The following is a 12,914-nucleotide window of genomic DNA, read 5'->3' on the forward strand; positions in this document are numbered from 1 at the left end:
CGCGCAGTTACCGAGCATGAACCTCTCCATCGATCTCAGCCCCGACCCTTACATCCTCATTCTGACAGGCGCCGGCCTGCTGATTGCGCTCGTTGCCTGGTTGCCTCTGGCGCTGCGCCGGTTGCCGCTGTCGCTGCCGATCGTCTGCATCGCGATCGGCGTTGCGGTTTTTTCCCTGCCGCAGGTGACGCTCGCGCCGCTGCCGATGAGCTATCCCGAGATCACCGAGCGCCTGTCGGAGTTCGTCGTGATCATCGCCCTGATGGGCGCGGGGCTGAAGCTCGACCGGATCTTCAGCTTTGCCCGATGGGCGATCACCTGGCGGCTGATCGCCATCACCATGCCGCTCAGCATCCTGGCGATCACGGCGATCGCCGGCTGGTGGATCGGGGTGTCCTGGAGCATCGCCCTGCTTCTCGGCGCAGCACTCGCGCCGACCGACCCGGTCCTGGCGGCAGATGTGCAGGTCGGTCCGCCGAAGTCCGGCGAAGAGGATGATGTGCGGTTCGGACTGACGTCGGAAGCGGGGATGAACGACGGCTTCGCCTTTCCCTTCGTCCACCTTGCCATCGCGCTTGCCGCCGCCGCGGCGTCCGGGGAAGCCTGGTTTGCGGAATGGTTTACCTACAATGTGCTCTGGGAAATCGTCGTCGGCATTGGCGCCGGCTATCTCATCGGACGCCTCTTCGGCTGGCTGACCTTCCATGTCCCCGCCAAGATGAAGTTGGCGAAGACCGGCGACGGGCTCATCGCGCTGTCCGCGACCTTCGTCTCCTATGGCGCGTCGGAGATTATCCACTGCTACGGCTTTCTCGCCGTCTTCGTCACGGCGCTGACCTTTCGCCATGCGCACCGCGACCACGAATTCCAGCTCGAGATGCATGAACTGACCGAGCAGATAGAGCGCATCGCGATGATGGTTTTGCTGCTCCTCTTTGGCGGCGCGCTCGTGAACGGCCTTCTGGCACCGCTCGAATGGATCGACGTCGCCGCCGCGCTGGTCATCCTCCTCGTCGTCCGACCGGTTGCCGGTATGGTCGCCCTCGTCGGCCACCACGCGCACTGGCGGGAAAAATTTCTGCTCGCCTTCTTCGGCATCAGGGGCGTCGGCTCGGTCTACTATCTCGCCTACGGCCTCAACCACATGGAGAACGTCGAGGGCGGAGACCGCCTCTGGGCCTTCGTCGGTCTGGTCATCCTGTTGTCGATCCTCATGCATGGCATGACCGTCACGCCTGTCATGCGCGAACTCGACCGAAGCAATGGCCGCGACCCCGATGCCGACGAGACCACGCCGCCGCCGGGCCTACAGGGACCGGCCAAGATATAGCGCCGGTATCCGAGACTCCGCGGGACGGGCTCGTTCTCTGTGGCGCGGGACCATCGCTCAGGTCAGAAGGACGGGTGCCGTTGGCGTGGGCGAGGTGGACGCCGTCCGCAGAGCTTCGACATAGGCGCGGATCCCGGCTTCGAAACTCATTCTCGGCACGAAGCCGATGTCGTTCGCCGCAGCGGTCTGGTCATAGCCGTCGATCGACGCGCCGGTCGGAGGCGATCCGACGAGATCGACGCGGAGTGCTGGGAGAACGGCCTGCACGGTTGCAGCGACGGCGCCGAAGGTCGAGCCGGGGCCGGCGGTGGCATTGAAGACCGCCCGCTCGGTTTTGAGCACGCTTGCGGCGCAGACGAGGCTTCGGACGGCGTCGTCGAGGTGGAGATACTGCGTCCGTTCGGCGGGATGGGCGTCGACGCGCGCGGCGCGTCCTGAAAGCCCGTCCCGCAACAGCTGTTCCAGCGCCGTCGCCGTCACCCGGCCGGGACCGTAGATCCAGGACAGGCGAAGCGCGATGGCATCCAGGCCGTGTTCGCGGCGATAGGCGAGGAGGATCTGCTCGGCGGCGGCCTTGCTGGCGCCGTAGACCGTGTCGGGATCGAGCGGGGCATCTTCCAAGACCATGCCGCTCTGCCGGCTGCCGTAGACGTCGATCGTCGAGCAGAGGACGACGCGGGCGACGCCGGCACGACGCGCCGCCTCCAGGACGTTGGCCGTGCCCATGGTGTTGATCGCGACGATCCGGGCCGGCTGGTCGGCGAGAACCATCGGCCCGGAAACGGCGCCGCAGTGGAGGAGAGTCGAGATTTTGCTCCGGCCGACGAGACGTTCGACCTCTGCCGCGTCGGTGACGTCGCAAGGTTCGAGCGGTGCAGACCCGGTCGACGCCGGCATTCCGGCATACCCCGCGACATCCGCGGCGATGACCGTGACGCCCTCCTCGCTGAGATGGCGGACCACGGCCGCGCCCAGAAAGCCGCCGGCGCCGGTGACCAGCACGCGCCCGAGGTCGCGCCGGGCGATGGCCGTCACCGGAAGGAAGCCAGTTCGGCAAGCATTTCGGCCGTCGAGCGCTGCCGGCAATAGCCCTTGATCGCCCGCACCGAGGCCTGCTGGCGCTCCTCGGTGAAGGTCGCGCAGGCATCCGGCACGAGGGTGACGAGGTAGCCGAGATCGCAGGCGTCGCGCACCGCCGATTCCACGCACTGGTCGGAGACGAGCCCGCAGAGGATCAACTGGCGGACGCCGAGGTTGCGCAGGAGATAGTCGATATTGGTCGAGATGAAGACGCTCGACGAGGTTTTCGGCAACACCATCTCGTCCGGGCCGGGGGCGATCTCGTCGCAGACCTTCGCGTCCCATGAGCCCTTGGCGACGTCGATGCCGGAGATCTTGTAGTCGAGGCTTCGGTCGCGACCGTCGGCGGTGAGGTTCTCGATGACGGTGTACATGACCTCGATCCCCGTCGCACGGCAGGCCTCCTGAAGCCGGCGCATGTTTGGCAGGGCGGTTGTCTCCAGCCGACCGAGGAAATAGTCGCGTTCCTCGGCAGGCGGCGCGTTGTCGCCGCGGAACTCGCCGCCTTCGGCCTTGGCGGCGAAGTTCTGGACGTCGACGAAGAGAAGCGCCGTCTGGCTCGGTACGACCGGCACGTCTCGGCTGGGTTGTGTCATGGAACTCCCTCGTCTCGCCTGCCTCTATCCTGGGCAGGATCGTTTTTAGGGCAGATCGCCTCTTGTAACAAACGAAAAACGCGTGCACCCTCATCTAACAAATGAAACTAAGGCGCGGTTTCGATCAAGGGGAACGAGCAGGAATGGCAGTGGCAGCCGAGCCGCTTCTGGCGACCGAGGATCTCTGCAAGAGCTTTGGCGGCGTGCGCGCGCTCGACGGCGTCTCCTTCTCCCTGGCCGCCGGAGAGCTGATGGGGCTGATCGGCCCGAACGGCTCCGGCAAGACGACGGCCTTCAACCTCATCACCGGCGTCCTGAAGCCGACATCGGGTGCCATCCGCTTCCGCGGTGTCCCGGTCGGCGGCAATCCGCCGGAGAAGAACGCCTTTCTCGGCATGGCGCGTACCTTCCAGAACATCCGGCTTTTCCGCGACCTGCCGGTCATCGACAACGTCATGGTCGGCGTCCATATGCGTCACGGGCCGGGCTTTCTCGCCAGCATCCTGCAGCTGCCGTCGGCGCGCGGGGCCGAGCGGGCGATCCGGCGGCGGGCGATGGACGTCCTCGACGTGCTCGGCCTGACCAGGCGGGCAGGGGAGCGCGTCGGCAGCCTGCCCTACGGCGACCAGCGCAAGGTGGAACTCGCCCGTGCGCTGGCGAGCGAACCCTCGCTCCTCCTCCTCGACGAGCCGACGGCCGGAATGAACCCGCACGAAACAGCCGATCTCGGGACGACGATCCGCCATCTGCACGATACGCTGGGGATCACGACGCTCCTCGTCGAGCACGACATGAAGATGGTGATGCGGCTCTGCGACCGCATCGTCGTCGTCAACCAGGGCAAGGTCCTTTCCGCCGGCACGCCGCAATCGGTGCAGGCTGATCCCCGGGTCATCGAGGCCTATCTCGGTCGCCGCAGGAGACCCGCCGATGCTCTGGCTTGAGGACGTCCATGTCCGCCGCGGCGGCACGCACGCGCTACGCGGCGTGAGCCTCGAGGTCGAGCGGGGTGAGATCGTCGCGCTGATCGGCGCCAACGGTGCCGGCAAGACGACGACGCTGTCGACGATATCGGGTCTCCTTCGCCCCGAAAGCGGCCGCATCCGCTTTGCCGCCGAAGCCGGCGCCGCGCCCGTCGACATCGCCGCGATGAAGGCCGAGGCGATCGTCGCCGCCGGCATCTCGCACTGTCCGGAGGGGCGGCAGGTGTTCGCGAGCCTGTCGGTCGCCGACAATCTTCGGATCGGCGCCTATCTCCGGCGCGACAAGGCCGGGATCGATCGCGATATCGCCGACATCGAGACGCAGTTCCCGATCCTGAAGCGGCGGGCCGAGGTCCCCGGCGACCGCCTGTCCGGCGGCGAGCAGATGATGCTGGTGATCGGCCGGGCCCTGATGAGCCGGCCAAAGCTCCTCCTTCTCGACGAGCCCTCGCTCGGTCTGGCGCCGCAGCTCGTCGAACAGATCTTCGACATCCTCGCCCGCATCCGAAACGAGGGCGTCACCATCCTCCTCGTCGAGCAGAACGCCGTGATGGCGCTGGACCTCGCGGACCGGGCCTATGTGCTTGAAGCGGGGAGCCTCGTTCTCTCCGGCACCGGCCGGGAACTCGCCGGCAATGCCGATGTCCGCCGCGCCTACCTCGGAGCCGCCTGATGACCGGGGCCTATCTCGTTTCCCAGATCGTCAACGGCCTGATCCTCGGCAGCATGTATGCCCTGATCGCCATTGGCTTCTCGATGATCTACGGCATCGTCCGGCTTATCAACTTCGCCCATGGCGACATCTTCAGCATCGGCGCCTTCGCGACGCTGGCGAGTATCTCGGTCGCCCATGCGCCGTTTCCGGTCGCCGTCGCCATCGTCCTCGCGGTCGGCGCCTTGAGTGGCGTCATCATCGAGCGCGCCGCCTTCCGGCCGATGCGCGGCGCGCCGCAAGTGACGGGCTTCATCGCCTCGCTGGCGGTCGCGATCATCCTCCAGAACCTCGCCGTCCTCACCATCTCGGCGCAGCCGCGCACCTTCACCGTGCCGCCCGCGCTCGGCCAGCTCGTCGTCCTCGGCGGCGTCTCGCTGCGCGTCATCGACCTCGTCATCGTCGGGCTTGCGATCGTCCTGATGGTCGCGCTCGTCCTCTTCGTCCGCTTCACCCGGGTCGGCACCGCCATGCGGGCGACCGCCGAGAACTACGACGTGGCACGGCTGATGGGGATCAACATCGACCGGATGATCGCCATGGCGTTTGCCATCGGCAGCGGGCTCGCGGCGACGGCCGGCCTGATGTGGGCCAGCAAATACGGCCAGATCAGCCCGCTGATGGGGCTTCTTCCCGGCCTCAAGGCCTTTGTCGCGGCGGTCATCGGCGGCGTCGGCTCGATCACCGGGGCGGTTCTCGGCGGCTACGTCCTTGGCCTTTCCGAGGTGCTTTTCGTCGGCCTCCTGCCGCCGGAATATTCCGGCTACCGAAATGCCTTCGTCTTCGGCGCCCTTATCGTCGTCCTCCTGGTGATGCCGAACGGCCTTCTCGGGCGCTCGACGGAGGACCGGGCATGACCGGCGACACCTTTCCGCTGCGCTTTGCCCTCGCGGCGCTGGTCGGGGCCGTGCTCGTCTTCACCGCCGAGGCAAGCTTCGATCCCTATGTCCTGTCGATCATCCAGTTCGCCGGCATCACCATCATCCTTGCCGTCAGCCTCAACATCACCAATGGCTTCGTCGGCCTGTTCTCGCTCGGCCATCCCGCCTTCATGACCATTGGCGGCTACGTCACGGCACTCCTCGTCATGCCGTCGGCCCGCAAGACGGTGATGCTTCCCGATCTTCCCTTCATGGTCGCCAGTCAGGAATGGTCCTTCCTCCCCGCGCTTCTCGCCGGCGGTCTCGGGGCGGCCATCGTGGCCGTTATCGTCGGCTTTCCCGTGCTGCGGCTGCGCGGCCACTATCTGGCGGTCGCAACGCTCGGCCTCATCTTCATCGTCCAGAGCTTTGCCGTGAACCTGCGCGGCGTGACGCGCGGGGCGCTCGGCTTGAGCGGTCTGCCGGCGGAGACGACGCTCTGGTGGGTCTTCCTCTTCGTCCTCCTCACCTTCTATGTCTGCTGGCAGCTGAAGCATTCCTCGCTCGGCCGCACCATGCTGGCCATCCGCGAGAACGAACTCGCCGCCGCCTGCCTCGGCGTCAACGTCGCGCGCACGCGGGTCCTCGCCTTCGCCCTCGGTGCCTTCTTCGCCGGGATCGCCGGCGGCCTCTGGGTTCACCTCGTGACGCTGATCAGCCCGAACTCCTTCACCTTCCTCCTGGCTTTCCATCTGGTGGTGATGGTGGTCCTCGGCGGCACCGGCTCGATCATCGGCGCCGCCCTCGTCGCCGCGCTGCTGACCGTGCTGACCGAACTGCTCCGCCCGGTCGAAGAGGCGGCCGCGCTCTTCGGTCTCAGCCAGATCATCGTCGCGTTCGCCGTGCTCGTCGTGCTCATCACCCGCCCGACGGGCATGTTCGGCACGGCCGAACCCGATTTCTTCGCCTGGATCCGGCGTTTCGGCGGATCCGATCCAACCCCGAGCAACCGACCCCCGACAGAGGAGAAGACGACATGACGAACTGGATATCGAGACTGTCTGCCTTGGCCGTCACGGCGCTGGCCGCGACCGTCGCGCTGCCTGCGGGCGCGCAGGAGGCGATCAACATCGCCGCGCTCTACAACGTCTCCTCGGGCGGTCTCGCCTCGCTCGACGGCCCATCCCTCAACGGCGTCAAGCTGAAGGCGAAGATGCTGAACGAGGCCGGCGGTCTTCTCGGCGGCCGCAAGATCGACATCACCACCATCGACACCAAGAACGACACTGGCGTCACCGCGACATCGGCCAAGCGCGCCGTCTCGATCGAGGGTCTCGCCGCCGGCATCGGCCAGAGCGACAGCACGTTCGCGCTGGCGGCGGCACCGCTCTTCCAGTCCGCCGGCATCCCCTTCGTCACGTCGGGCGCGACCTCGCCGGACCTGCCGTCCATGGTCGGCGACCAGATGTTCCTGGTGCCCTTCGGCGACGACGTTCAGGCGCATGCCATGGCCGAATACGCCTATACGACCCTCGGCATCAAAACCGTCGCGGTCTGGACGGACAACGCCATGGACTACACCACGGGCCTGTCGAAATACTTCGTCGAGCGCTACACCGCGCTGGGCGGCAAGGTGGTGCTCGAAGACGTCTACATGACCACCGACCAGGACTTCTCCGCGCTCGTCGCGCGGCTGCAGTCGACCGAGGGCGTCGAGGGTCTCTTCGCCTCGTCCGGTCCCGATACCGCCGGCGTCATCGTCAAGCAGGTGCGCGAGGCCGGGCTGAAGCTGCCGATCTTCGCGGGCGACGGTTTCGACACCGAACTCCTCACGAGCGTGCCGGGACCTGAGCTTTCCGACAACGTCTACTTCGCCACCCACGCCTATGTCGGCATTGACACGGGACCTGCGAAGACGTTCCGCGAGGCCTATCAGGCCGAATACGGCGTGCCGCCCGAGAACGCCTTCGCCGCGCTCGGCTACGACGCGATGGGCCTCGTCGCCGACGCCATCACCCGCGCCGGCTCGGCCGTGCCCGCCGACGTGACGAAGGCGCTGGCGGCGACCAGCGGCTACGAGGCCGTGACCGGCACGATCGCCTATCCCGCCGGCTCCCGTGTGCCGAGCAAGCCGGTCGCGGTCATGAAGACCGACAAGGGCACCGTCAAGTTCGAGGTCACGGTGACCCCGAAGAGCTGAACCGCCAGCGGCGCCGCGGCGTCATCGAGGAGACCGAGCTTGACCTTGAGCGCAACACTTCTGCAGGCCGGCGATCCGCCGGCCTTCGGGACGGAGAATGATGACAGCCTTTCGCCGCTTCTCTTCGTCGCCGACCACGCCGGCCGGGAAATCCCGCGGGCTCTCGGGTCTCTCGGGCTCGACGCGGCGGCGATGGACCGGCACGTCGCCTACGACATCGGCATCCACGGCGTGACGACGCGCCTCGCCAGGGATCTCGGTGCGACCTATGTCTACCAGCCCTATTCCCGCCTCGTGATCGACTGCAACCGGCGCCCGGGCGTCGCGCAGTCGATCATGACGGAAAGCGACGGAACGGTGGTGCCGGGCAATGCGGGCCTTGCCGACGCCGACATCTCGCGCCGGCAGACGGAAATCCTGATGCCGTACCAGAGCGAGATCGAGCGCGTCCTGAAGGCGAGGAAGGCGCGCGGCATCCCGACCGTCCTCTTTGCCATGCACAGCTGCACTCCCGTCTTCGGCGGCGAGCCCGGCCCGCGGCCCTGGCACATCGGCGTTCTCGCCGACAAGGACTGGCGGATCGGCAATCCACTGATCGAGATTCTCTCCGCCGAGACGCAATTCTGCATCGGCCGCAACCAGCCCTACAGCGTCAATTCCGAGACCGACTACACCGTCCCCCTCCATGCGGAGGCGAACGGCCTGCCCTATGTCGAGATCGAGATCCGCCAGGACCTGATCGGGACCGAGGCCGGGCAGCTTGAATGGGCGGAACTCCTGCGCGAGGTCTTTCCGCGGGCTGTCGAGCGCGCCGGCGTGATCCCGGCATGACCGCTGACTCGGCCCATCTCTCGCTGCAGGACCGCGTCCGCAAGGAACTGCCGGAGCTCAGCGCTGCCGAAAGCCGCGTCGCGCGTGCGCTGCTCGGCGAATATCCGCTGGCGGGCCTCGAGACCGTCGCGAAATTCGCCCAGCGTGCGCAAACCAGTGGGCCAACGATCCTGCGCTTCGTCGGTCGCCTCGGCTTCGCCGGCTACGCCGAATTCCAGGAGGCGCTTCGCAACGAGATCCAGAGCCGCCTGCAGAGCCCGCTGACGCGCTACTCCGCCGCCACGCGGGACGGCGCGACTGATCTCTACGGAGAAGTGTCCGACGCGCTTCGACGCAATATCGAGGGCGCGGCGAGCGGTCTTGGCCGCGAGGAACTGGCCGCGATGGTCGCGCAGCTCTGCGACCCCCGGCGCAACGTCTTCTTCATCGGCGGCCGCTTCAGCTGGATGCTGGCCTCCTATTTTCACCATTACCTGCGCGAGCTCAGGCCCGGCGCGCGGATTATCCGCGACTCCAGCGCCGCCTGGGCCGACTATCTTCTCGACGTCCGGGAGGGCGACGTCGTCGTCGTCTTCGATTTCCGCCGCTATCAGAAGGACGTCGAGGAATTCGCCAAGGGCGCCAAGGCGCAGGGGGCGACGATCCTTCTCGTCACCGACGTCTGGTATTCGCCCATCGCCGCCTTTTCCACCTTCGTCGTCGCCTGTCCCGTCGCCATACCGAGCGCCTTCGACAGCGGCGTCGCCGGGCTCGCCGTCGTCGAGCTGATCGTCGCTGGCGTCGTCGAGGCGCTCGGCGAGAGCGCGAAAGAGCGCATCGGCGGGCTGGAAACCCTTCGCAAGACCTTCAATCTCGGGGACTGAGCCATGCCGAGCACACCATCGCGCCGACCAGCCGATCGCACGGGGGGGCCGTCATGATCCGCGAGCCGCTGACCATGTTCTGCCATGCGGACCTGACCGGGGCGGTGCGCGGCAAAGGCGTTCCGACGCGGCTGGTGGAGCGCCGGCTGACGTCGGGCGTCGGCTGGACGCCGACCAATCTGATGTTCACGGCCTTCGGCACGATCGCCCCGTCCCCTTGGGGCGCGCACGGCGACCTGATGCTGATGCCGGACGCAGCGACGAAGGTCGAGGTCGATTTCGGCGACGGCACGCCGGCCGAGCGCTTCTATCTCTGCGACCTCACTGAGACCGACGGCTCGCGCTTCGACTGCTGTCCGCGCACGCTCTTGCGCGAGGCCGCCGCCGCGCTCCTTGAGGAGACCGGCCTCAGCCTTCGCGTCGCCTTCGAGCACGAGTTCATCTATTCCGGCGCGCAATCGCGGACGGCCGACAATTATGCGCTGGACGCCGTCCGCCGCCACGGCGCCTTCGGCGAGACGTTCCTTGCCGCCCTCAGCGCCGCCGGGGTCGAGACCGACAGCTATCTCGCGGAGTTCGGACCCGGCCAGTTCGAGGTGACGGTGCTGCCGTCCGAGCCGATGGCCGCCTGCGACGGCGCGGTGATCCTGAAGGAGATGGCGCGGGCGACGGCGTGGCGCCTCGGACACTCCTTGAGCTTCTCCCCGCGACTCTCGCCGGAAGGGCTCGGCAGTGGCGTGCACATCCATTTCAGCCTCTGGGACAAGGACGGCAGACCTGTCAGCTACGATGCCGGCGCGTCCCAGGGCGTCAGCGAGAAGGCGGGAAGCTTCCTTGCCGGAATCGTCCGCCACATGCCCGCGCTCTGCGCCTTCACCGCGCCGACGGTCGTCTCCTATCTCCGGCTGAAGCCGCATACCTGGACAGGCGCCTGGTCGAACATCGGCTACCGCGACCGCGAGGCCGGCATCCGCATCTGCCCGGTTTTCGGAAAGTCCGAGGAGAAGACCGCCGGGCAGTTCAATTTCGAGTTTCGCGCCGCCGACGCCACCGGCAATCCCTATCTCCAGCTCGCCCTCATCATCCGGGCAGGCCTTGCCGGCCTCGCGCAAGCGCTGCCGATGCCGACGCCGACCGAGGGACAGGATCCCGAGGAGATGGGCGAAGCCGAGCGCCAGGCGCGCGGCATCGTCCGGCTGCCGGACTCGGTCGATGCGGCCCATGCCGCGCTCGATGCGGACGCGGCGGTGCAGGGTTTTCTTCCTCCGCGCCTTTTGGCGGCCTACGTCGCCAACCGGCAGGCGGAATTTGCTCTCGGCCGCGACTGGTCGCCCGAGGAAATCTGCCGGCGCTATGCCGAAGTGTACTGACGCCGGCGAGCTCGACGGGCGAATGCCGCGCGAGAATGACAGGGGGACGTGAGTTGGGAAAACTGACCGGACGGATCGCGGCCGTCACCGGGGCCGCGACCGGCCTTGGCCGCGGCATCGCCGAGCTCTATGCCGCGGAAGGCGCTGCCGTCGCGGTGATCGACTGCAATGCGGAGGGCGCCCGGAGGGTCGCCGACGGCATCGTCGCCTCCGGCGGGCAGAGCCTTGCCGTGACCGCGGACGTCGGCGACGAGGCCGACGTTCTGAGGGCCTTTGCGGAGATCGCCAAAAGCCTCGGCGATCCCGACATTCTCGTCAACAATGCCGGCGTCGCGACCGTCTCGCATGTCGAGACGATGACGACGACGATGTGGAGCGAGATGCTGCGAATCAACCTCACCAGCGTCTTCTACTGCACGCGGGCGGTGCTGCCGGCGATGCGACAGCGGCGCTATGGCCGGATCATCAACATCTCCTCGCAGCTTGCCTACAAGGGCGGTGAGGGCATGGCCCACTATGCCGCCGCCAAGGCCGGGATCCTCGGCCTCACCCGCTCGCTCGCCTACGAGGTGACGGGCGACAACATCGCCGTCAACGCGATCTGCCCGGGCCCGCTCGATACCGACATGAAGCTGCCGCCGGAATGGAAGGCGAAGAAGCAGTCGGACCTCGTCATCGGCCGGGAAGGGACGATTGCCGAGGTCACGCCGACGGCACTTCTCCTCGCCGGCGAGGATGCCGCCTTCTATGTCGGCGCGACGTTCCATCCGAACGGCGGCGACATCATGGTTTAAGCGCGCCTGTCCCTGTCCCATCCAGCCCCAGCGAGCGGAATATTGCCCATGCAACGCCCGGAAGACGCCATCCTGACGCGCGAGCGGCCCTTCGACCCCAGGCGTACCTGTCTGCTCCTCGTTGATACGCAGAACTATGTCTGGAACCCCGGCGTCGCCGAACGCCTGCCGGCCTTCGATGCCGCGGTGCGCGGGACGGTGCTGCCCAATCTGCAGCGCCTCGTGACGTCCTTCCGCGCCGCCGGAGCGGAGGTGATGTACACGGTGATGGAGAACCTGACGCGGGACGGCCGCGACCGCAGCCTCGACTACAAGCTGTCGAACTTCTTCATCGCCAGGGGCTCCTGGGAGGCGAGGGTCTTCGACGCCCTTGCGCCTGATGACGACGAGATCGTCCTGCCGAAGACGTCGTCCGGCGTCTTCAACTCCACCAATATCGAATACATCCTGCGCAACATCGGCATCGACACGCTCGTCATCACAGGCTTCCTGACCGACCAGTGCGTCGATCATACCGTTCGCGATGCCGCCGACCGCGGATTCTATCCCGTCTGCGTGTCCGACGCCTGCGCCACCCATTCGGCTCCGCGCCATGACAATGCCCTGGCAGCCTTCGCCGGCTACTGCCGCACCCTCGACACCGAAGCGGCGATCGACTGGATCGCGCGGGGACAAGAGTCCTGATCTCTCATCGCGGTCGCGCGCAAGGAACGATCGCCGCGACCGTCGAAGCCGGCAATCCCGGCCCGGATCAACAGGGCGGGCGTCGAGCGGCAGACTGGGGGCACGCCTTGCCGGCGCGGCGCCAGGGGAGGCAGAGCCGCCGGCTCCCGCACCGCCCGGCGATCGATGCGCGTCGAAAGCACCCGGAACGACCGGCACGCGCCATCCGCCGCGCGGCGATTGACGGGCCCGGACCCCGGCGTTACGAATATTACCATGAAGATCGAAACAGCAGCGCCCCGGCTCGAGGCGCTCGGCAGTCCGAGCCGCCTGCGCATCTACCGCTTGCTGGTCAGGGCCGGGGAGGGCGGAATGCCCGTCGGCGGGATCCAGGACGAGTTGGGATTTCCCGCGTCGACGCTGTCGCACCACCTTCGGCGCCTCGTTGACAGGGGATTGGTGACGCAGGAGCGGCAGGGCACGACGCTGGTCTGCCGGGCGGACTTTCTGGTGATGAACGAGCTGGTGGGATTTCTCGTCGACGAATGCTGCAGCCGGCCATCCCCGTCCTCCGGGTGACCGTCACGACGCTGTCACACGCACGCCTTACTTCCAGAATCATGGATATAACA

The 12,914-nt window shown here is 67.2% G+C and carries 14 protein-coding genes; 12 read left to right on the forward strand and 2 right to left on the reverse strand.

Features of this window, described 5'->3' with window-relative positions; translation table 11 throughout:
* The first annotated feature begins 16 nt into the window (after positions 1-16).
* A complete protein-coding gene (locus tag Sa4125_RS05710) occupies positions 17-1,330 on the forward strand; it encodes a cation:proton antiporter (protein ID WP_224004657.1) in 1,314 nt (437 codons plus the stop codon).
* Positions 1,331-1,387: 57 nt separating this feature from the next.
* Here Sa4125_RS05710 and Sa4125_RS05715 read toward each other — a convergent pair whose 3' ends face one another.
* A complete protein-coding gene (locus Sa4125_RS05715) occupies positions 1,388-2,365 on the reverse strand; it encodes an NAD(P)-dependent oxidoreductase (RefSeq protein ID WP_224004661.1) in 978 nt (325 codons plus the stop codon).
* Complete coding sequence (locus Sa4125_RS05720; protein WP_224004664.1) at positions 2,362-3,006, reverse strand: isochorismatase family cysteine hydrolase; 645 nt, start codon at positions 3,004-3,006, stop codon at positions 2,362-2,364. The genes Sa4125_RS05715 and Sa4125_RS05720 overlap by 4 nt, the downstream gene beginning before the upstream one ends.
* Positions 3,007-3,149: 143 nt before the next feature.
* Between Sa4125_RS05720 and Sa4125_RS05725 the strand changes: the two genes are divergently transcribed.
* The 11 genes from Sa4125_RS05725 to Sa4125_RS05775 all read left to right on the forward strand — a co-directional run bounded on the left by Sa4125_RS05725 (position 3,150) and on the right by Sa4125_RS05775 (position 12,861).
* Positions 3,150-3,950 carry an ABC transporter ATP-binding protein gene (locus tag Sa4125_RS05725; protein WP_224004667.1) on the forward strand — a complete coding sequence of 267 codons (801 nt, stop codon included), beginning with the start codon at positions 3,150-3,152 and terminating at the stop codon, positions 3,948-3,950.
* Positions 3,937-4,662 carry an ABC transporter ATP-binding protein gene (locus Sa4125_RS05730; protein WP_224004670.1) on the forward strand — a complete coding sequence of 242 codons (726 nt, stop codon included), beginning with the start codon at positions 3,937-3,939 and terminating at the stop codon, positions 4,660-4,662. The genes Sa4125_RS05725 and Sa4125_RS05730 overlap by 14 nt, the downstream gene beginning before the upstream one ends.
* On the forward strand, positions 4,662-5,558 hold the full coding sequence (locus Sa4125_RS05735; protein ID WP_224004673.1) for a branched-chain amino acid ABC transporter permease: 897 nt from the start codon (positions 4,662-4,664) through the stop codon (positions 5,556-5,558). Before Sa4125_RS05730 ends, Sa4125_RS05735 begins: the two co-directional genes overlap by 1 nt.
* Positions 5,555-6,601, forward strand: coding sequence for a branched-chain amino acid ABC transporter permease (locus Sa4125_RS05740; protein ID WP_224004676.1), 1,047 nt, complete (start codon positions 5,555-5,557; stop codon positions 6,599-6,601). The genes Sa4125_RS05735 and Sa4125_RS05740 overlap by 4 nt, the downstream gene beginning before the upstream one ends.
* On the forward strand, positions 6,598-7,761 hold the full coding sequence (locus Sa4125_RS05745) for an ABC transporter substrate-binding protein (protein WP_224004679.1): 1,164 nt from the start codon (positions 6,598-6,600) through the stop codon (positions 7,759-7,761). Before Sa4125_RS05740 ends, Sa4125_RS05745 begins: the two co-directional genes overlap by 4 nt.
* 45 nt (positions 7,762-7,806) lie before the next feature.
* A complete protein-coding gene (locus tag Sa4125_RS05750) occupies positions 7,807-8,592 on the forward strand; it encodes an N-formylglutamate amidohydrolase (RefSeq protein WP_224004681.1) in 786 nt (261 codons plus the stop codon).
* Positions 8,589-9,455, forward strand: coding sequence for a MurR/RpiR family transcriptional regulator (locus Sa4125_RS05755; protein WP_224004684.1), 867 nt, complete (start codon positions 8,589-8,591; stop codon positions 9,453-9,455). Before Sa4125_RS05750 ends, Sa4125_RS05755 begins: the two co-directional genes overlap by 4 nt.
* Positions 9,456-9,508: 53 nt before the next feature.
* On the forward strand, positions 9,509-10,825 hold the full coding sequence (locus Sa4125_RS05760; RefSeq protein ID WP_224004687.1) for a glutamine synthetase family protein: 1,317 nt from the start codon (positions 9,509-9,511) through the stop codon (positions 10,823-10,825).
* Positions 10,826-10,878: 53 nt separating this feature from the next.
* The gene (locus tag Sa4125_RS05765; protein WP_224004690.1) at positions 10,879-11,619 is read left to right on the forward strand and encodes an SDR family NAD(P)-dependent oxidoreductase; all 741 of its coding nucleotides are present in this window, start codon (positions 10,879-10,881) and stop codon (positions 11,617-11,619) included.
* A gap of 48 nt (positions 11,620-11,667) precedes the next feature.
* A complete protein-coding gene (locus tag Sa4125_RS05770; RefSeq protein ID WP_224004693.1) occupies positions 11,668-12,303 on the forward strand; it encodes an isochorismatase family cysteine hydrolase in 636 nt (211 codons plus the stop codon).
* 255 nt (positions 12,304-12,558) lie between these two features.
* On the forward strand, positions 12,559-12,861 hold the full coding sequence (locus Sa4125_RS05775; RefSeq protein ID WP_224004696.1) for a metalloregulator ArsR/SmtB family transcription factor: 303 nt from the start codon (positions 12,559-12,561) through the stop codon (positions 12,859-12,861).
* Positions 12,862-12,914: the final 53 nt, after the last annotated feature.

It is taken from the genome of Aureimonas sp. SA4125, from assembly GCF_019973775.1.
In the GTDB taxonomy this organism is placed as follows: Bacteria; Pseudomonadota; Alphaproteobacteria; order Rhizobiales; family Rhizobiaceae; genus Plantimonas.